Annotated in this window: 22 protein-coding genes and 1 tRNA gene; 9 read left to right on the top strand and 14 right to left on the bottom strand. The window is 65.2% G+C overall.

Features of this window, described 5'->3' with window-relative positions; translation table 11 throughout:
- Positions 1 to 46 precede the first annotated feature (46 nt).
- Positions 47 to 535, bottom strand: coding sequence for a GNAT family N-acetyltransferase (locus EP007_RS02430; protein ID WP_128476134.1), 489 nt, complete (start codon positions 533 to 535; stop codon positions 47 to 49).
- 138 nt (positions 536 to 673) lie between these two features.
- Between EP007_RS02430 and EP007_RS02435 the strand changes: the two genes are divergently transcribed.
- The 3 genes from EP007_RS02435 to EP007_RS02445 all read left to right on the top strand — a co-directional run bounded on the left by EP007_RS02435 (position 674) and on the right by EP007_RS02445 (position 3,021).
- On the top strand, positions 674 to 1,129 hold the full coding sequence (locus EP007_RS02435; RefSeq protein WP_128476135.1) for an archease: 456 nt from the start codon (positions 674 to 676) through the stop codon (positions 1,127 to 1,129).
- Between the two features lie 87 nt (positions 1,130 to 1,216).
- Positions 1,217 to 2,695 carry an RtcB family protein gene (locus tag EP007_RS02440; protein ID WP_128476136.1) on the top strand — a complete coding sequence of 493 codons (1,479 nt, stop codon included), beginning with the start codon at positions 1,217 to 1,219 and terminating at the stop codon, positions 2,693 to 2,695.
- 122 nt (positions 2,696 to 2,817) lie between these two features.
- Positions 2,818 to 3,021, top strand: a complete 204-nt coding sequence (locus EP007_RS02445) for a ribbon-helix-helix protein, CopG family (RefSeq protein ID WP_128476137.1) — start codon at positions 2,818 to 2,820, stop codon at positions 3,019 to 3,021.
- A 1-nt stretch (position 3,022) separates the two neighbouring features.
- On the opposite strand, the gene EP007_RS02450 is transcribed toward EP007_RS02445, so the two are convergent.
- Complete coding sequence (locus EP007_RS02450) at positions 3,023 to 3,373, bottom strand: hypothetical protein (RefSeq protein WP_243700428.1); 351 nt, start codon at positions 3,371 to 3,373, stop codon at positions 3,023 to 3,025.
- Between the two features lie 249 nt (positions 3,374 to 3,622).
- Between EP007_RS02450 and EP007_RS02455 the strand changes: the two genes are divergently transcribed.
- Positions 3,623 to 4,474: a translation initiation factor eIF-2B gene (locus tag EP007_RS02455; RefSeq protein WP_128476138.1), complete on the top strand. Its 852-nt coding sequence runs from the start codon at positions 3,623 to 3,625 to the stop codon at positions 4,472 to 4,474.
- 39 nt (positions 4,475 to 4,513) lie between these two features.
- Here EP007_RS02455 and EP007_RS02460 read toward each other — a convergent pair whose 3' ends face one another.
- The 3 genes from EP007_RS02460 to EP007_RS02470 form a co-directional block, all read right to left on the bottom strand.
- Positions 4,514 to 5,626, bottom strand: a complete 1,113-nt coding sequence (locus tag EP007_RS02460; RefSeq protein WP_128476139.1) for a Gfo/Idh/MocA family protein — start codon at positions 5,624 to 5,626, stop codon at positions 4,514 to 4,516.
- Positions 5,627 to 5,671: 45 nt separating this feature from the next.
- Positions 5,672 to 5,965 carry a hypothetical protein gene (locus tag EP007_RS02465; RefSeq protein ID WP_128476140.1) on the bottom strand — a complete coding sequence of 98 codons (294 nt, stop codon included), beginning with the start codon at positions 5,963 to 5,965 and terminating at the stop codon, positions 5,672 to 5,674.
- 124 nt (positions 5,966 to 6,089) lie between these two features.
- Positions 6,090 to 6,461, bottom strand: a complete 372-nt coding sequence (locus EP007_RS02470; RefSeq protein ID WP_128476141.1) for a DUF7522 family protein — start codon at positions 6,459 to 6,461, stop codon at positions 6,090 to 6,092.
- 93 nt (positions 6,462 to 6,554) lie between these two features.
- Here EP007_RS02470 and EP007_RS02475 point away from each other — a divergent pair, with 93 nt between their 5' ends.
- Positions 6,555 to 6,986, top strand: coding sequence for an NUDIX domain-containing protein (locus EP007_RS02475; RefSeq protein WP_128476142.1), 432 nt, complete (start codon positions 6,555 to 6,557; stop codon positions 6,984 to 6,986).
- Here EP007_RS02475 and EP007_RS02480 read toward each other — a convergent pair whose 3' ends face one another.
- Both EP007_RS02480 and EP007_RS02485 read right to left on the bottom strand, forming a co-directional pair.
- On the bottom strand, positions 6,987 to 7,955 hold the full coding sequence (locus tag EP007_RS02480) for a sugar phosphate isomerase/epimerase family protein (RefSeq protein ID WP_128476143.1): 969 nt from the start codon (positions 7,953 to 7,955) through the stop codon (positions 6,987 to 6,989). It abuts the gene before it with no gap.
- Between the two features lie 96 nt (positions 7,956 to 8,051).
- The gene (locus EP007_RS02485) at positions 8,052 to 8,552 is read right to left on the bottom strand and encodes a helix-turn-helix domain-containing protein (protein WP_128476144.1); all 501 of its coding nucleotides are present in this window, start codon (positions 8,550 to 8,552) and stop codon (positions 8,052 to 8,054) included.
- 117 nt (positions 8,553 to 8,669) lie between these two features.
- On the opposite strand from EP007_RS02485, the gene EP007_RS02490 reads away from it, so the two are divergent.
- The 3 genes from EP007_RS02490 to EP007_RS02500 all read left to right on the top strand — a co-directional run bounded on the left by EP007_RS02490 (position 8,670) and on the right by EP007_RS02500 (position 10,260).
- The gene (locus tag EP007_RS02490; protein ID WP_128476145.1) at positions 8,670 to 9,092 is read left to right on the top strand and encodes a DUF7344 domain-containing protein; all 423 of its coding nucleotides are present in this window, start codon (positions 8,670 to 8,672) and stop codon (positions 9,090 to 9,092) included.
- The gene (locus EP007_RS02495) at positions 9,082 to 9,789 is read left to right on the top strand and encodes a DICT sensory domain-containing protein (RefSeq protein ID WP_128476146.1); all 708 of its coding nucleotides are present in this window, start codon (positions 9,082 to 9,084) and stop codon (positions 9,787 to 9,789) included. The genes EP007_RS02490 and EP007_RS02495 overlap by 11 nt, the downstream gene beginning before the upstream one ends.
- Positions 9,790 to 9,858: 69 nt before the next feature.
- On the top strand, positions 9,859 to 10,260 hold the full coding sequence (locus EP007_RS02500) for an acyl-CoA thioesterase (protein ID WP_128476147.1): 402 nt from the start codon (positions 9,859 to 9,861) through the stop codon (positions 10,258 to 10,260).
- Positions 10,261 to 10,632: 372 nt separating this feature from the next.
- On the opposite strand, the gene EP007_RS02505 is transcribed toward EP007_RS02500, so the two are convergent.
- A tRNA-Leu gene (locus EP007_RS02505) sits at positions 10,633 to 10,717 on the bottom strand.
- A gap of 195 nt (positions 10,718 to 10,912) precedes the next feature.
- Here EP007_RS02505 and EP007_RS02510 point away from each other — a divergent pair.
- Positions 10,913 to 11,467, top strand: coding sequence for a DUF420 domain-containing protein (locus EP007_RS02510; RefSeq protein WP_128476148.1), 555 nt, complete (start codon positions 10,913 to 10,915; stop codon positions 11,465 to 11,467).
- Here EP007_RS02510 and EP007_RS02515 read toward each other — a convergent pair.
- The 6 genes from EP007_RS02515 to EP007_RS02540 all read right to left on the bottom strand — a co-directional run bounded on the left by EP007_RS02515 (position 11,464) and on the right by EP007_RS02540 (position 17,708).
- Positions 11,464 to 11,727 (bottom strand): hypothetical protein, encoded by a 264-nt coding sequence (locus EP007_RS02515; protein ID WP_128476149.1) that lies wholly within the window; start codon positions 11,725 to 11,727, stop codon positions 11,464 to 11,466. The two genes, EP007_RS02510 and EP007_RS02515, sit on opposite strands and share 4 nt — an antisense overlap.
- A gap of 111 nt (positions 11,728 to 11,838) precedes the next feature.
- The gene (locus EP007_RS17865; RefSeq protein WP_243700429.1) at positions 11,839 to 12,279 is read right to left on the bottom strand and encodes a hypothetical protein; all 441 of its coding nucleotides are present in this window, start codon (positions 12,277 to 12,279) and stop codon (positions 11,839 to 11,841) included.
- A gap of 72 nt (positions 12,280 to 12,351) precedes the next feature.
- Complete coding sequence (gene purF / locus EP007_RS02525; RefSeq protein ID WP_128476150.1) at positions 12,352 to 13,896, bottom strand: amidophosphoribosyltransferase; 1,545 nt, start codon at positions 13,894 to 13,896, stop codon at positions 12,352 to 12,354.
- Between the two features lie 521 nt (positions 13,897 to 14,417).
- Entirely contained in the window at positions 14,418 to 14,591 is a 174-nt protein-coding gene (locus EP007_RS02530; protein WP_128476151.1) for a 50S ribosomal protein L37e, read from the bottom strand.
- The gene (locus EP007_RS02535; protein ID WP_128476152.1) at positions 14,588 to 14,779 is read right to left on the bottom strand and encodes an LSM domain-containing protein; all 192 of its coding nucleotides are present in this window, start codon (positions 14,777 to 14,779) and stop codon (positions 14,588 to 14,590) included. The genes EP007_RS02530 and EP007_RS02535 overlap by 4 nt, the downstream gene beginning before the upstream one ends.
- A 154-nt stretch (positions 14,780 to 14,933) precedes the next feature.
- Entirely contained in the window at positions 14,934 to 17,708 is a 2,775-nt protein-coding gene (locus EP007_RS02540; protein ID WP_128476153.1) for an AAA domain-containing protein, read from the bottom strand.
- Positions 17,709 to 18,117 lie beyond the last annotated feature (409 nt).

Below are 18,117 nucleotides of genomic sequence, written 5' to 3' on the forward strand. Positions count from 1 at the left end.
CTCTTGGAGACCGTGGTCGGTCCGCGCTCGCCGTCCGCGACCCGCCTCACCCGCGCATAAACTCCGAGAGTTTCTCGGTGAGACCGCCGCTCCTGCCGAGTTTCAAGTAGTAGGCGTCGCCAGCGTCCTCGTAGTAATTCTCGATGTGGCGGTCAACCTTGAAGCCGAGATGCTTGTAAAAGCCCAGCGCGTTCTCGTTGCTCGCCCGCGCGTGGCAGGTAATCGTATCGTGGTTCTCCGCGACCAGTCCGACGAGTCGCTTGCCGACGCCCTCGCCGCGAAACTCGGGCGAGACGGCGAGAAAGAGGATGTAGCCGTCGCGTCGAACCGCCGCGAACCCCATCAGTCGCTCGTCGCTCCCGTTCCGGCTCAACAGGAGATAAACCGTCGAGCGCCGGTAGGCGTCGGTGAAAAAGCCCTTTCGCTGTTTGAGCACGTCCTCTTCGTGGCGGATGCGCTCTTTGAGCTTCCACGCCGCCTCGGCGTAGCTGTCGTCGCCGGGGCGAGCGATTTCGGTATCGACGTTGACGCTCACTAGTGTGGCGTAAGCCCGTGGGTAATATAATTCCACCGCCCCGCCACGGCCGCGTCCGTCCGCCGCTCGCGTCACGGCCGCGGTCGAACGCGACCGGAAAAGGCGAGACCTTTCCCGCGCCGCGCCGTGACTCGGGGTATGAGCTACGAACTCCGCGACCACACCGCCGACGTCGCGGTGGCGGCGACCGGACCGACCCTCGACGCGGTGTTCGCCGCCGCGGGCGACGGGATGGCCGCCGCGATGTGCGACGAGATTCCCGAGGAACGCGGCGAGCGATTCGACTTTGAGGTCGAGGCTGAGAGCCGCGAGGCGCTGCTTTTCGACTACCTCGACCAACTCATCTACGAGCGCGACGTGCGGGCGGTCCTCCCGGTGGACAACGACGCCGACGTGAGCGAAGCGACGGGCGGCGACGGCGGTCACGGCGCGAGCGACGGCGACACCCCCGACGCGTGGCGCGTCAAGGCGAGCGCCCGAGGGGTTCCGCTCGGCGACATCTCGGCCCGCGAAATCAAGGCCGTGACCTACTCCGAGATGGTGCTGGAGGAGACCGACGAGGGCTGGGAAGCCTACGTCGTGTTGGACGTGTGAGCGCGAGGCGGTTTTGGAACGCGTTGACAGGTCACGAGCAGAGCCGAATGGCGAAACGTATTCCGGTGGGACGACGAACTGACGAGCATGACCACGAACGACGCGAGAGAGACCTACGACGCGGGCGATGTCACGCTTCAGAAGGTCCGTGACTACGTCTGGGAGATTCCACAGGAGGGCGACATGCGCGCCCCGGCGCGCGTGCTGGCCAGCGAGACCCTGCTCGACCAGATCGCCGACGACAAGAGCCTCGAACAGCTCAAAAACTCGACGCACCTGCCGGGCGTCCGGAAGTACAACGTCTGCATGCCCGACGGCCATCAGGGGTACGGCTTCCCGGTCGGCGGCGTGGCCGGAATCGACGCCGAGGAGGGCTGTATCTCGCCGGGAGCGGTCGGGTACGACATCAACTGCGGCGTCCGGATGATGAAAACGAACCTCACCTACGAGGAGGTGCAGGGCCGCGAGGAGGAACTGCTCGACGCCCTGTTCGCCAACATCCCTTCGGGACTCGGCGGCGGCGGCATCGTCGAGGGCGACATGGACGCCGTGGAGACCATCCTCGACCGCGGGATGGAGTGGGCGCTCGAAGAGGGATGGGCCGTCGAGGAGGACTTGGCCCACTGCGAGGACGAGGGCGTCCGCCACGATAGCGACCCCGCGAAGGTCTCCCAGAAGGCCAAAGATAGGGGCAAGAACCAAATCGGGAGCCTCGGGTCGGGCAACCACTTCCTCGAAGTCCAGCGCGTGACCGACACGTATCTCGACGACGTGGCCGACGCCTACGGACTCGAAGAGGGCCAAATCGTCGTCCTCATCCACTGCGGCAGTCGTGGCCTCGGCCATCAGGTCTGTACGGACTACCTCCGGGACATCGAGAAGGCCCACTCGGGGATGCTCTCGCAACTCCCGGACAAGGAACTCGCGGCCGCGCCCGCCGGGAGCCAACTCGCCGAAGACTACTACGACGCGATGTGCGCGTCCATCAACTTCGCGTGGGTGAACCGACAGCTCATCATGCACCGCACGCGACAGGTGTTCGGGAAGGTCTTCGACACCGACTGGGAGTCGCTGGAGATGGACCTGCTGTACGACGTTGCCCACAACATCGCCAAGAAGGAGACTCACACCGTCGAGAACGGCGAGGAGCGCGAACTCTACGTGCATCGGAAGGGCGCGACCAGAGCCTTTCCCGCGGGCCACGAGGAGGTCCCCGGCGCGTACCTCGATGTGGGCCAACCCATCATCATCCCCGGAAGCATGGGCGCGGGTAGCTACGTCCTCCGGGGCGGCGAGGAGTCGATGGACCTCACCTTCGGCTCGACGGCCCACGGTGCTGGTCGGACGATGAGCCGAACGCAGGCCAAACAGGACTACTGGGGCGGCGACGTACAGGACGAACTAGAGCAGGAACACATCTACGTCAAGGCCCAGAGCGGCGCGACGGTCGCCGAGGAGGCACCGGGCGTCTACAAGGACGTGGACGAAGTGGTCCGGGTCTCGGACGCGCTCGGCATCGGCGACAAGGTGGCCCGGACGTTCCCGGTCTGTAACATCAAGGGGTAGCGCAGACCCCGAAGTTGAGACGCCTCCCCCGCAGATTTCCCGAGCGATGGTCCGCTTCGAAGCGGTCGTCGGCCGCGCGTCTGACGAATTTATTTGTGTCCGTGCGTCGGTGAATTCTCAATATGCATCAGGACCACCTCGACATGGAGTCGATCACGCTCGAACTCTCCGAGGAGGAACTCGACGAAATCGACGACATCGCGTTCGCCGACCACCGAGACAACCGCGAGGCCGCGATACGCGAACTCCTCGACAGGTGGCTGAAAGAGCGCGGAGCGTCGGCGTCCGAGGGGACAGAAACTGAGAAATCGGAGCCGAACGCGTGAGCTACGGTTTGAAATCGAATCGCGGTCCGTCCTCGTCGTCCTCTTCCGACTCCGCTATCGCGGGACCGTCAACCGTCGGCGGCACGAACGACCGGTCCTCGGGGTCTATCTCCTCGCCGTTTTCGTACTTCACGAAACTGAGGTAGTAGAGTTCGCCACAGCCATCGCCCTCGGTCTCGTCGGCTCCACAGACGATTTGTACGCCGTCGCTGTCCTCGAAGTCGTCGTAGGCGTCGGCGTACTCCCACCCGTCGAGGGGAGTGGGCGTCACGCACTTGTCGGCGAGATACCCCTCGCGTTCGAGCGCCGCGATGGTTCCACAGCGCGGGCAGTAGTAGCGAACTTCGGTCATGGTGGTTCGTTGGTGTGGCGGCTACTTTCGACTGTCGCCTAGGTGGGGTTGTGGGTTCCTTTTGCTTTTTCTCTCGCGGAAGGGCGCGGCGCGCGACTGCGCGCCGCGCCCGCACGCGCCACGGTGGATAGCTCTCCGAAGCTCACGCCCGCGACGACCCCGAGGCTCGCGCCAAGTGCGACGCTCCGAACCCGGCGTCTCGCGGCCCGAGAAGCAAGACCTTTGGCCCGCGGTGGAGAGGATTCAGGTATGATAGACGAGACGGTCGAGGAGATTCGGGAGATGCAGACCCATAGCTCCTCCGTCGTCGCCGTGAAGGCCGCGCGCGCGCTGGAGGACCTGCGGGACCGCGAGTTCGCGTCGGTCGAGGACTTCGAGCGCGACCTCGAACGAAACTCCTCGGCGCTCCGGCGGGCAAACCCCTCCCACGCCTCGCTGGTGACGACCCAGCGCGCCGTCGTCTCGATGGTCGAGGACAACGGCGCGGAGTCGGTCGCCGAGGCCAAAGACGCGCTGGCCGAGGCCGTCGAGCGTGTGGTCGAGCAGGTCGAGACCGCCAAGCGCCGCGCCGCAGAGAACGCGATGGACTTCGTGGAGGACGGCACGACCATCCTGACCCACGACTACTCCTCGACGGTGTTGGAGACCATCGAGCGAGCGGTCTCGGACGGGCGCTACCTGACGGTGTACGTCACCGAGGCCCGACCGCGCTACCTCGGTCGGAAGACCGCCCGCGTCCTCGCGGAGATGGACCGCGTAGACGCCCACCTCGTCGTGGACGGGGCGAGCGGTCACTTCCTGCCCGAATGCGACCGCGTGCTGTTGGGGATGGACTGTATCGTCGAGGACACCCTCTACAACCGCATCGGCACGTTCCCGCTGGCCGCCACCGCGGACAACCTCGACGTGCCCGTCACGGTCGTCGGGTCCTCGGCCAAACTGGTCGGCGAGGGCTTCCGGTTCGAGAACGACTTCCGGTCGCCCAGCGAGGTCCTGCTCGAACCCGCGGAGGGTTTTTCCGTGGAGAACCCGGCCTACGACGCGACCCCAACCGACCTGCTCGATTCGGTCGTCACCGACGAGGGTATCCGGGAGTTCTGAGGCGGCGCTCGGTCGTTCGGTCGCTCGACCACTCGCTTCTCACTCCACCGGGACCCACTCGCCGCGCTCGTCGCTCTCCTGAATCGCCGCCAGAACCATCTGGACCGCGAGACCGTCCTCGAAGTTGGGTCGGTAGCCGTCGGCCGAACCCCCGGAATCGACGGCCGACAGGAACTCGTAGTTCTCGTGGACGAAGGTGTGTTCCCACCCGAGGACGTGGCCCGGCGGCCACCAGTGTTCGACGTACGGGTCCTCGGCGTCCGTGACGAGAATCGTCTCGTAGCCCCGGTTGCCGTCGCGCAGGACCTCCAGTTCGTTGAGGCGTTCCAGCGAAAACCGGAGGCTCCCCTCCGAGCCGTGAATTTCGATTGTGTGGTCGTTCTTGTGACCGTCGGCGAACCGCGAGGCCTCGAACGTCGCCATCACGCCGCCCTCCAGTTCGGCCTGCGCGGAGTAGGCGTCGTCCACCGTGACGGGCCGGGTTTGGTCCGCCTCGCCCTCCACCGGGCGCTCGTCCACGAAGGTCCGGAGCTGTCCCGACACGCGCTCCACGTCGCCGACGAGAAAGCGCGCGAGGTCGATGGTGTGCGCGCCGAGGTCCCCCAAGGCACCGCTCCCGGCCATCTCCTTGCTGTTGCGCCACGACCACGGTTCCTCGGGGTCCACCAGCCAGTCCTGCAAGTAGCGCCCGCGGAAGTGACGAATCTCACCGAGTTCGCCGTCGTTGATGAGGTTCTTGGCGTACCGGAGCGCCGGGACGAACCGGTAGTTGAACGCCGTCGCGGTTGGCACTTCGGCCGACGCGGCGGCCTCGGCCATGCGCTCGGCGCCGTCGAGGTCGTTGGCCAGCGGCTTCTCGGAGAGGACCGGGGTTCCAGCCTCCAGCGCGGCGATTGACGGTTCGGCGTGGACGTGGTTCGGCCCGAGGTTGTAGAAGGCGTCCACCTCCTCGACCACGTCCGCCCAGTCGGTCGCGGTGCGGTCGAAGCCGAACCGGTGGGCGGCGTCCGCGAGCGCGTCCTCGTCGCGGCCGACGAGGACGTGGCGCTCTACGTCCGGCGCGTCCGGGAAGAACATCGGCAGTCGCGCGAGGGCGTTCGCGTGGGCTTTCCCCATGAACCGGTAGCCGAGGACTCCGACCGTGAGCGTCATATGTCGGGTGTACTCCGACGAGCGATTTAGTGTTTCAGGCGGCGGTCAGTGATGCGGGCCGTGAGACCCCTGGGGACCGTGCGGTCCGCCGTGTTGGCCGTGGTGGCCCATTTGCCCGTCGTGGTCGTCGCCGTGATGGGGATGGTTCGTCCAGTCGTCGCCGTGTCGGTGGTCTCCCCAGTCGTTCTGGACTCCCCACTGGTCGCAGACGTGTCCAACGGTCGAGACCGGGTCAGCGGCAAAGTCAGTGACGTGAACGCCCGTAGTCGCAGTCGCACCGAGAACGAACACGGCGAGGGCGAACAGGACCATCGCGGCGATTTTGAGCGTCGTGGTCATGGGTCTCGCCTCCTATGTTGAAGTAGATAGCAGATAAACATAAGAACAGAGGACCGTTCTTGGCCGGTGGGAACGACCGCGTTCGGAACACCGCGGTGCGCTCGGAAGAGAACGGTCGAATCCGCTACTCCTCGGCGAGGACCGACTGCATCGCCGACGCGAGTTCCTTGAACCGGTCCATCTCCATCGCGTCGGTAGTGACGAACGCGCCGTGGTCGCCGACGATGACTCGCGTGAGGTAGCCGTGGCTGAACACGCGCATCGTGAACTGGTACTCCCCGAGTTCGGTCTCGTCGTACAGCGATTGGGAGTGAAAGCCCAGTCGCTCGTTGTCGGCGAAGCCCACGAGGTCGGCGTCCGATTCGAGGTCTCCGCGGAGGTAGAGTTGGTCCTGGTCGTCCTCGGTGAAGTACGTCACGCTACGGAGTTCGTCGCCGACGGCGGTCCGACAGGCGCTGACGAGTTGATCTTCGAGGTCCGCTGGCTGGTTGGCCATATCCAACGAATCGCGCTCGCGGACCAAAAATCTGCTAGCCGAACGCGCGAAATCGGGGCGCTTTTGCCCGACCCGAGTGTCGGCCGCGGTTACATGACCGACCGACACGTCCGCGTCTCCGCCCGCGGGGTCGTCCGGCGCGGCGAGGAACTCCTCGTCGCGCGTGACCGAGACCCCGTTACCGGGGAGTCGTTCTGTTACCTCCTCGGCGGCGGAGCGAACTTCGGCGAACACACCGAGGAGGCGCTCCACCGAGAGTTCGACGAGGAATTGGGCGTCGCGCTAGAGAACGTCTCGTCCCTCGAAACCTACGAGGATGTGTTCACCTCCGGCGGGGAGACCGAACACGAAGTATGGCGGGTCTACGAGGCCGACATTGCGGAGGCGTGGCCCTACGAGCAGTCGGAGTTCGAGGGGTACGAACCCGAACACGACGAGGTCATCGAGTGCGTCTGGAAGTCACCGTCATCGTTCCGAGACGGTGGCGAGACGCTGTATCCCGAGCCAGTCGTCTCGGACCTGTAGTCACGCCCAGTAGGCCTCGCCGGGTTGCTCGCGGAAGATGGCGCGCTGGAGCATGGCGACGGCCTTTTCGAGACCCTCGTTGGAACTGGTCAGCGAGTCCTCGTGTTCGATGGACAGGGCACCGTCGTAGCCAACCATCCGGAGCGTGCTCACGATGTCTTTCCAATGGTCCTCGCCGTGGCCGTAGCCGACCGACCGGAAGAGCCACGAGCGGTCGGCCTCCTCGTCGTAGGGCGTCGTGTCGAGGACACCCTTGATGCGGGCGTTGGCGTCGTAGACCTTAGTGTCCTTGGCGTGGACGTGGTGGATAGCGTCGTGGTCGCCCAAAAAGCGAATGGCGTCGGTCACGTCGATACCCTGCCAGTAGAGGTGCGAGGGGTCGAAGTTCGCGCCGACGTGGTGGTTCGTCGCTTCGCGCAGGTGGAGCATCCCGGAAGGTTCGTAGACGAGCATGTTCGGGTGCATCTCGATGGCCACATCGACGCCGAATTGTGCGGCGTGGTCGGCGAGGTCCGACCAGTAGGGGACGGCGACTTCCTCCCACTGGTACCGGTGGGCGTCGGCGTGTTCGTCCGGCCACGGTGCCGTGACCCAGTTGGGCGTCTCGTCGTTGGGACTTCCGGCGGGAAGCCCCGAGAAGCAGGTCACGGTGTCCACGTCCAACTGGTCGGCGAGTTCGATGGTCTCCCGGAGTTCGGTGTCGGCCTCTTCAGCGATTTCGTCGTCGGGGTGAAGCGGATTGTTGTGCGTCGCCAGCGCGGAGATACGCATCTCGTACTCGTCAAGCAGGTCGAAGAGGTGGTTCTGTTTCTCGTCGTCGCCCAGAAACTCCTCGCGGGGCAGGTGGGTGTCTCCGGGATGGCCCCCGACGCCGGGTTCGATGGCGTCAACGCCGATGCCGTGGAGATACGCCATGGCGTCTTCGAGCGACTGGTCGTACAGCGGCGGTGTGTGTACGCCGATATCCATATCCCGACCACCACGGACGCAGTGAATAAGATTACGGGGGTTCTCGACCCCAGCGCGCTCCCGGAACGCCCCAAATTTCGCTTCGCTGCTTTTGCGCTACTCCTCGGCGAGTTGCACGTCGAGGCGGTCTTCGAGCGCCTCGACGAGCGTTCCACCGACGTTGGCCTGATTCGCCCGGCCCTGCTCGACGGCCAGCAGGTCGTTCTCGGGCACGTCGAGTTCCTCGGCGAGTTCGTCACGCTGAAGGCCCTCCTCGCGTCGTGCCTCCTCGACGAGTTCGCCGTAGTTCGAGACCAGATACGGGAGCGGGTCGTCGTCGTAGCTGGTTCCTTCCTCCTCCCAGTGGCGCGAGTCGCCGTCGTAGACGCCGCTGGCCTTCGCGGTGTTCTGGGCGGCCTTGCGCTTGCGCTCGCGCTTCTCGTCGTCCTCGGACTTCGTCTGCTGGTTGTCGTTGTGCGAGGAGGCACAGTCCGAACAGACGTGCAACTGCGCACCGGCCACGTTGGCCTCGGTCAGCGAATCACTCGACGTGCCACAGAGTTCGCACGCGCCGCCGCCACCGCTGCCGGACGACCCGCCGGTCGAATACTTAGCCATATGCGAACCAGTAGGGCCACGAAGCATTTGAATACCCCGCTTGCCAGTCGAAACGACCGGGTTCGACGGAGCATCGACCCAAACACTCTTTTCTGTGTGCCAACAATAATCAAGGTAATGGCGGACGAATCGACTGAGGCCGATGCCTCGGAGTTAGTCAACACGGTGTTCGAGACCGTCTCGGAGGACTGCCGCCGCTACGCGCTCTACGCCCTCTCCGAGTGGGGTGAGTCCGACCTCGAAACGCTGGCGACCGTGGTCGCGGGGTGGACGCAGGTGAACGCGAACTCGACCGCAGTGGTAACACCCGAGGACCGCGAAGCCGTTCTTGTGGCGCTCCACCACACCCATCTGCCGCGACTCGAACGCGAGGGGTTCGTCCGGTACGACCGGGAGACCGGCAGGGTCGAACTTGCCGAGGTGCCGGAACTGCTCGAAACCGTACTGGCGCGCTCGCTCGGCCAGCGACGGCGCGAATCCGGGTCGGCGTCGCCCGGCGACGCCGACTGGCACGACTCAAGGACCGACGATGCTCTGTGAGTTTCTCGACGAGGCGGTCTCGGCGCGCAGACGCATCACGGTATTCTCGCCTCGGCCGTGTGAGTCGGTCGAGAGTTACTTCGAGACCCGGAACGTCTCCGTCGAGTACGAACCGATTCCGGACGACGGGAGCGGCGGATTCGTCGTCCTGAACGTGGACGGCGAGTTCGCCGGGAGCGCGGCCATGACTTCGGTGCGCCACCTCGTCTCGCCGACCGACGCGGACCTCGAACCCGGCGCGAGCGAGGCGCTGCGTGCGACGATGAACCTGCTCGCCGAGACCACGTTCGTCGCCTTCGAGAAGCGCCACCTGCTCGCGGCCAGTCGGGAGTTCGAAGACCGAGCGCACCGCGTCGGCCACGGCACGCTCCGAACTGGTTTTCAGTCGGCCCGCGCGTTGGACGCCCAGCGCGACGTGTACGAGGCGCTGGCCACCGAAACTCTGCTGGACGTACACGTCTACGGCGACTTCGACTGGACCCCGGACGTGCCGGGCGTGACCGTCCACGCCGAGACCGCCGAGGAAATCGGCGCGTTCTGGTTCGTCGTCTTCGACGGCGGCGACGACGAACGACAGGCCTGCGCGCTCCTCGCCGAGGAAACCGAGACCGACTCCGAGACGTTCCGAGGCTTCTGGACCTACGACCCGGAGCTAGTCGCGGACATCGACGAGTACCTGAAGCGAACCTACCGATAAGTCGGCCCGCGAAAACCCAGAGTTCCGGAAGCGACAGACCGAACTGTCCTCCGCTCGGACCGACAACCGATGAGCGATTACTCGTTTACTCACGACGTGGACGTTCGCTACCGCGACCTCGACACGATGGAGCACGTAAACAACGCCGTCTACGCTAATTACTTCGAGCAGGCCCGAGTGGCCTACTTCGAGGAAGTGCTGGACGTGCCGCTCCGCGAGATCGAGTCGGTGCTGGCCAGCCTCGAAATCGACTTCCGGCGACCGGTCGAGATAGACCACGACGTGACCGTTGCCATGCGCGTCCCGGAACTCGGCGAGAGTTCGATGCCGATGGAGTACGAAGTCCGGGCCGACGGCGAGGTCGCGGCCACCGGCGAGACGGTGCAGGTCGCGGTCGATAGGGAGACCAAATCCTCGCGGCCGATTCCGGAATCGTGGCGCGAGGATATTCGGGCGTTCGAGGGACTGTAGCGCCGCCGCTCCGCTTTTGCAGTTTTTCGACGTAGGCCCGATTCGACAGAATAGAGTCGTCGCTCGAAAGTTAGCGTCCGAAAGGAATTGTGCGTGGGTGCAGTCCCAAGGGACTCCACCTGCATCCTGTGCGCGAGTGTGTCGCGCTTGCGATGCGTGGGACCGGATTTGAACTTCCGTCACTCCGCTTCGCTCCGTGACGACGTTCGCAGTCAACACCGCCGACTGCTCACCGGCGGACCCCTACGGGACAGCGCCCACGGTGCATCGCGGAGTAGTCACTAGAAATGTAGCGTCCGAAAGGAATTGTGCGTGGGTGCAGTCCCAAGGGACTCCACCTGCATCCTGTGCGCGAGTGTGTCGCGCTTGCGATGCGTGGGACCGGATTTGAACCGGCGGACCCCTACGGGACAGCGCCCTCAACGCTGCGCCGTTGGCCTAGCTTGGCTACCCACGCTTGCTGTGTCTTTCTCTGCACTCAATTGTAGTGGCCAAGCGGATAAAAGGCCTTTCGTTTCGAGGACGGGACGGCACGTACCCGCACGGTGATATCGCCGACCGTCGGCGCGGGTCGAATGCTCGCCGACGCCGACCCACAGCGCGTTCGAGACACACGGCAAGGCGTATGTCGGACCGCTTCTAACGTCCGGATATGCAACGATTCGTCGAGCGCCACGTCCCCGCAGTGACCGGGTTACTGACCGTCGTCTCGCTCGCGCTGGTGTTCGCGGCCGCGCTCCGCGTCGTGCCCGCGGGCGTGCTCCCCCGAGCGCCCGACGCCGTACTGTCGGCCATCCCGCACGTCAACGCCGTCATCAGCACGGTCGCGTTCGTCGTCGTCGGGGCGTCGTGGCGCGCGATTCGGCGTGGTAACGTCGAGCGCCACCGCAAAGGCATGCTGGCGGGCGTCGTCCTGTTCGCGGCGTTTCTGGCCCTCTACCTCTATCGCGTCGCGCTCCTCGGACCGACCGACTTCGAGGGGTCCGCGATGGTCGAGCAGTTCGTCTACTACCCGATTCTGGGAGTTCACATCCTGCTCGCGGTGGTCTGTATCCCGCTTCTCTACTACGTCCTCCTGCTCGCGCTGACCCGGCCGGTCTCGGAACTCCCGGCGACGAACCATCCGCGGGTGGGTCGAGTCGCGGCCTCGCTGTGGATGACTTCGTTCGGACTCGGCGTCGTCGTGTACCTGCTGTTGTATCTCTAGGTCTCGGTGTCAGTGCGCTCTGTCTCGTCGTACGTTTCTAGCAGAACGTCCCACACGTCGTCAGTCTTGTAGTAGTGACTGGCGACGATGCGGTCGTTTTGCCCGATTTCGAGCGCGTGTCGGGGTTGGCGGACCTGCACTCGCCTGAGTTCTGTCCGCGAGCGAACGCCCGATTTTTCGGTGTTCTCGCCGATTTCGCCGCCCTCACCGCTTTCCTCGCGGGACGAGGTCTCGTCTCGTGAGTCGGGACCCTGAGCCATTTTCGTCTTCGACGGTCTCGCGCGGATTAACCGTTGTGCCCGCGAGACCCCACAACGCGGTCAGATGTGCGAAGCGAACTCCGCGCTCTCGCTTCGGTCTCGCTTCGAACGCTATCGCTCGTCGCTGGAGTCGTCGTCTTCGTCCGCGTCGTCGGTCCCGCCGAGTTCGTCGCTTCCGGGAGGTTCGTCCTCTTCACCACGCTCCACCTCGATGCTGATGCTCTCGCTTCTGCTCGGGGACTCGCTGTCGCTCCCGCGCTCGTCGCCGCCACTGCCGAGGAGTCTCGTCCGCAGGTCGTCGGCGACCGACTCCACTTGGTCCCGGAGCGTGCTGACCTCCTCCTCGAACTGCTCGACGGTGCGCTCGACGTGGTACACCCGCGAGGCGGGGATGCGGCGTACGAGGTCGCGGCCTCGGTCGTCCTCGCCGGTCTTGAGTATCCAGTGGTCCTGAAAGTAGGCGACGTGTTCGTTCTCGACGTTCTGCTCGACAGTCTCGCCGTCCGGTCCCTCGTAGACGATGGTCGCCTCGCCGAGGTCTTCTTCGACCATGCCGAACCCGTCGGCTTCGAGACGGGTAGCAACTGTGGCCGAGCGAGACCGAGAAAGTCCCAGTCGAACCGCTCAGTCGTCCGCGTTCGCGGGCGTCCCGACCTCGGGCCGGGTCACGTCGCGGTCGGTCGTCTCGCCCTCGATGTCGTAGGGGTACTCGCCCGTGACACACCCCATACAGAGGTCCGCGCGCTCGCTGTCGAGGGCGTCGGCGACCGCCTCGTTCGAGAGGTACGCGAGACTGTCTGCCTCGATGGCCTCCCGAATCTCCTCGACGGATTTGTCGGCCGCGATGAGTTCCTCGCGGGTCGCCATGTCGATGCCCATGTAGCAGGGCGCGACGATGGGCGGCGCGCCGACGCGCATGTGGACCTCCTCCGCGCCGCAGTCCTTGAGCAGGGCGACGAGTTGCGTCGAGGTGGTCCCGCGGACGATGGAGTCGTCGATGATGGTGACGGTCTTGCCTTCGACGGTGGACTTGATAGGGTTGAGTTTGAGGCGGACCGCGCGCTCGCGCTCGTCCTGCGTGGGCATGATGAACGTCCGGCCGACGTAGCGGTTCTTCATCAGGCCCTCGGCGAACTCGACGGTCGCGCCGTCGTCTTGGGCGGCCTCGGCGTACCCGCCAGCGAAGGCCCGCCCGGAGTCGGGGACGGGCATCACCACGTCGGTGTCGATGCCGCTCTCCTCCCAGAGCTTACGGCCCAACTCGCGGCGGACCTCGTAGACGAGGTGGTCGTCGATGACGCTGTCCGGGCGCGCGAAGTAGACGTGTTCGAAAAAGCAGTGGGCCGTCTGCTCGCGCTCGAACAGTTGGTAGGAGTCGAACCCCTCGCCGTTCGGTTGGAGGACGACGAGTTCGCCCGGCCGCACGTCGCGGACGAGTTCGCCGTCGAGGGTGTCGATGGCCGCCGACTCGCTGGCGAGGACGTAGCCGTCGTCCAGTTCGCCGATGCAGAGCGGGCGGTTGCCCTCGGGGTCTCGGACCCCCAGCACGGTGTCGTCGTGCATGATGGTCAGCGAGTACGACCCGTGGATGCGACCCATCGTGCGCTTGACGGCGCGCACGAGGTCGGCCTCCAGCAGGTTGCGCGCGAGGTCGTGGGCGATGACCTCGGTGTCGCCGTCGGAGGTGAACGCGTGGCCCTCCGCGGCCAACTCGTTGCGGACCTCCTCGGCGTTGACGAGGTTCCCGTTGTGACTCAGGCCCAAGGCACCGCTCCGGAACGAGACGGTGAACGGTTGCGCGCAGGACTTGTCCACGCTCCCCGCGGTGGGGTACCGGACGTGGCCGATGCCCGCGCTCCCGCGCAGGGACTCCACGTCCGACTGGTCGAAGGCGTCGCCGACGAGACCCATCTCGACGTGGTCGTGCTGTTGGAACCCGTCGTGGGTGACGATTCCCGCCGACTCCTGTCCGCGATGTTGGAGCGCGTACAGCGAGTAGTAGAGGGGGCGCGCGGCGTCCCGCTCTTCGAGCGAGACGCCGACGACGCCACACTTCTCGGTCGGACCCGACAGGTCCGGGGCCGTCTCCCCCGCGGAGGCCGCATCTGACTCCCCCGACTGGGCGTTCTCGGTCGAACCGCTTCGGGCCGCGTCCCGGCCGTTTGGCATGAACGAAGCTACTGCGCCACCGTAGTAAAAACCCTCGCTATCGTGCCGAAAATTCGGGGTGGAAGACAAAAAGTATTCACATTCGTGTATACTTTCGGTTGCGGCGCTGAAACCTCCGGTTCCGGCACCGATGCCGCCGGTCCGGCGACATCGGGTGCGCTCGGTGGGACGTTCCACGAGGAAACACTCGGTGACGCCTCCGCCAGCGAACGCTCGGTGACGCCTCCGCCAGCGAACACTCGGTGACGCCTCCGCCAGCGAACGCTCGGTGACACTCCACCGGAGCGCGCTCGCTACCACAAACCTCCGTTTGGGTGTCTGCGTGAGCGAAGCGAGCGTGACCTCGGAAGACGCGCTTTGTCTTCCGGGGGCGACCGGCCGGAGGCTTTCTAAAACACGTTTATCTCGGTTCTGGCGATTCTACTTCCGGCAACTCGGCCACATCCAGAAAATCGAATCGACACACCAACGGCTACGCGAAAACGGAGAAACCGCAGAGGGAAAGAAGCGTTCGAGGGCGATTACTCGCCGGACTTGCTCTGCCACTCGTAGTCGCGGCGCTTGGCGGACTTGCCAAAGCCGCAACTCGAACACTCCTTCTTTTTCGTGTGATACGACTTCTCGCCACAGCGACGACATTTCGTGTGGGTCGTCGTGTTCTTCTTCCCTTGGCTCGGGGTACCTGCGCCAGTCATGGGTTGATCGAAACGAGGTTATCGCCGCGTATAATGGTTGTGTCTTCCTCCTCGGTGTCTTCCAGCACAAGATTCATGTGCTGGTCGTAGCCAGTGAGAATGCCCTCGTACTCCTCGCCGCCTTTCAATTGCACCGTAACCTCTTCTTGCAAAGAGGCTTCCAGTACGTCGAGCGGTCGTCCACTCATATCATTAGCGCCACCCGTCTAAGTCTTAAACGTACCGGAAACACCTCTCTGGAGGAAACTTTCATTGGGGGCACTCCGAATAGAAAACTGACACGTCTGGGGCGGCCGAGGGTCTTCCGGGCCACCGAACGACCCTCGACTCACTGACGGACGACTACTGCGCCCACTCGACCATCCGCGCGTAGCGGTCGTCGGTCCGCAGGGCACTTTCGTCGCCGACCAGCACGAGCGACTTCTTCGCTCGCGTCAGCGCCACGTTCACCCGGCGGTGGTCCTCGAAGATGGGGCTGTCGAGGGTTTCGGTGGCGACGAACGAGACCACGATGACCTCCTTGCTCGACCCCTGAAACCGGTCCACCGTGTCCACCGTCACGGCGTCAGGGACCCGGCGTCCGATTTCGGCGACCTGCGCGCGGAACGGCGCGATGACGCCGACTTCGGCGGGTTCGACCCCCGCGTCGAGGAAGTCCGCGACGATTTCGGCCACGCGGTCAGCCTCGACGGGGTTGGTGTTGCCCTCCGTGCGGCCGTCGGGGTCCACGAACGAGACGCCGCCTCTGCTCCGCAACTCGTCGGGGAGGTCGGTCTCCGCGACGTGGGGCAGGTCCGCGAGCTGTTGGGCCGCCACCTCGCCCGACGCGGGGCGCAACTCGCCGTCATAGAACTCCCGAGAGGAGAACGCCTGAATCCGCTGGGCCATCCGGTACTGGCGGTCAAGCATGACGCCCGCCTCGGGCGACTGGTCGATGAGACGCTCGAACAGCGAGGTCGAGAGGTCGGTCACTCGCGGGTCGTCGCTACGTTCCTCGCCGCTCGCCTCGTTCGAGGCGACCGACTCGCTATCCGTCCGCACCACCGGCGGTAACTGCTCGTGGTCGCCGACCAGAACGAACCGGTCGGCGAGGTTGACCGCCGCGAGCGTCGCTGGTTCCGTGAGTTGCGAGGCTTCATCCACCAAGGCCACGTCGAAGGACTGCTCGCGCATGATTCGGGACCCGCAGGTGGCCGTGGTCGCCGCGACGACGCTGGCCTCGCGCAACTCCGCGACGCGCTCGCCGGGGTCGCCAGCCTTCTCCAGTCGGAGGTCCTGCATGTCCTCGCGGACGCCGCTCTCGGTACCGACGCGGACGATATCTTCGAAGCCCTGTTCGCGGAGCGCTTCGAGCGCGTTGTCCACCGCGCGGTTCGTGAACGCCGAGAGGAGGACGCGGTTGCCGCGCTCTGTCAAGGCGCGAATCGTCCGCGCGATGGTGTAGGTCTTGCCCGTGCCGGGCGGCCCGTGGACCAGCGCGAAATCCTCGGCGTTCACTGCGAGGTTCACGGCGTCGTTCTGGGCCTCGTTGTTGTCGATGTACGTCTCGCGCTCGTCCGAAAATTCGGGGTCCTCGCGGCCGAACAGCACGTCCTTCCGGCGCGGGTCGCCCTTCAGCAGGGCGTCGTGCAGGGCGGTCAGCATTCGGTCGGCCGAGAGTTCCGAGGGGTATACGTCAAGTCGCCGGAGTTCGACCGCTTCGTCCGCCGTGACGACGACTTCCTCGTCCAAGCGTTCGACGCGGGCGAGTTCGGCGTGGCCGTTCACGGGGTCGCCGTCGCTGGCCAGCACCACGTCGCCCTCCCGGATTTTCGAGACAGTCCCGCCCGCGCGCTCGGCGCGCATCTCCCACCGGCCGCCGTCGAGCTGGCGGCGGCCCACGGGGTCGAGACCGATGAGCGCGCGGTCGTCGTCCGCGCGCTCTTCGGCGGTCTGTTGCCAGAGCTTGGCGTACTCGGCGTGAGTCGCCCGCCGCTCCTCCTCGATGAGTCGGTAGACGCGGTCGAAGTAGTCGCGCTCTTCTTCGGGAATCGCGGTCCCGATTTGGCCAGCCTTGGACTCTTGGTCGAGTCGGCCCGAGACCACCATGCAGGTGTCCTGCTCGAAGCAGTATTCGCAGGTCGCGTCGGCCTCGTAGCCAGTGGGGACGCCGGGGTCACCCTCAGCGTTGTCGGCCCTCGGCGCGACGGCGTCGTACTCCATCGCCGCGATTTCGTTGCGCGTGCGCACGACGAAATCCAGCAAGCCGTCGCCGATAGAGAACTCCTTGGCGGGCGAGAGGTCGCCGTCTTCCTCGGTGCGGTCGAGTGCCGAGTTCTTCGTGTAGAGCAGGGTCCCGGTGTCGGCGGGGACGCCCTTCTCCCGGAGGAGCAGGGCGTAACACGCCGCCTGAATCTTGTCCTGAAACCGGGGGTCGCGCTTGAGGTTCTTGCCGGTCTTTAATTCGACGGGCATCCCGCGCCGGAGCGCGTCGGCCCGACCCTTGATGCCGAACTGCTCGCTGATGAGCGTCTGCTCGCTCCGCCAGTTGTCTTCTTCGGTTAGGGCACCTTGGGCTAGCCAGCCTTCGATTGCGGCGGCGTTCTGGCGGACCTCCTCGGCGACTTCGTCGCGCTCGCGGCCGAGCAGGCCGAGTTCTAGTCCGGCCTCCTCGACGCGCTCGTCGATGGACTCGTCCAAATCGCGGCCTCGGAGCAGGTCTCCGAACACCTCGTGGACGATGGTCCCTTTGACCACGGGGTACGCGAGCGGAACCCCCGAGAGTTTGTTCAGGTAGTACATCCGCGGACACTGGACCCACGACCGAACGTCGGTCACGTCCACGAGGAACGAGGGTTCCACCACGACGTAGGAGTTTTTTCCCGTCGAATAGGTCGTCTCGCCCTGATACTCGCTCTCTTCGACCTCGGTGACGAGCAGTTCCATTCCCGGTTCGAGGAGGTCGGCGCTCTCGGTCCACTTGCCCCAGAGCGTGACCTGCTTGCGGTCTCCCTTCCCCGCCGACGCTCCGTGCCCGGCGTCCTCGCGGACCGTAACCTCCGCGAGGTCGCGCTCGCCGTACTGCGTGCTGACGGTTCGAACGTCTGTGACTTCGACGACTTCTCCCCGAACGTTCACGGGACGGTGGTAGCGCCCGCCGGTAAAAAACTCCGCCGGTCGGCGGTGGGTTCGGTGGTGCGGGTCGTTCGGGTACCGACTCGATGTGGAAGGGAGGGACGTTACGAATCAGCGCCGAAAGAAAGAGCCGTTACGAATCGGCGTCGAAAAAGGGCATTCGTCCGGGCGATACTTGGTCAATAATTCGGTTTCTCGTGGCTAACCAGCGGTCAGTCGGCACCGTGGGGTGGGATGTGGCCGCACGTCGAACAGGATTCGTACCCGTGCGCGACTACGAGTTCACCGCTGCATTGTGGGCATCTCATCGTAGGCGTCGGTAGCCGAGACGAGGGTATAAGCCTTCCTGCAATATTAGTAATTTTGTGAATATCTGTATAAGGAAGATATTATTCTCTCTGGACTCGAGTCG

The organism is Halorussus pelagicus, assembly GCF_004087835.1.
GTDB classification, from domain to species: Archaea; Halobacteriota; Halobacteria; order Halobacteriales; family Haladaptataceae; genus Halorussus; species Halorussus pelagicus.